We start from the raw sequence: 297 nt of genomic DNA on the forward strand, positions 1-297 counted from the left end.
AGGGGGATTAGCTCAGCTGGGAGAGCACCTGCTTTGCAAGCAGGGGGTCGTCGGTTCGATCCCGTCATCCTCCACCAAACTGCTTTTATGTAAGCCCTGAGGTTTAGATAAAAGTAGTACCGTTCTTTAACAATCTGGAAGAAGTAAAGTTTTATTTAAGCGTGTAGAAATACACACTTAGGGTAGTAAAACTCATCATCACAAAGTAGTAAATGCTTGAACTATAGCCGTCAAGGTTATAGGGACAAGTGAATAAGTGCACATGGTGGATGCCTTGGCGATTACAGGCGATGAAGG

At 44.1% G+C, this 297-nt stretch carries 1 tRNA gene; it reads left to right on the forward strand.

The window, feature by feature from the left end:
* The first annotated feature begins 1 nt into the window (after nt 1).
* Nucleotides 2-77: transfer RNA gene (locus GJ700_RS34785), tRNA-Ala, on the forward strand.
* Nucleotides 78-297: the final 220 nt, after the last annotated feature.

Source organism: Pseudoduganella rivuli (assembly GCF_009674485.1).
Taxonomy (GTDB): Bacteria; Pseudomonadota; Gammaproteobacteria; order Burkholderiales; family Burkholderiaceae_D; genus Rugamonas; species Rugamonas rivuli_B.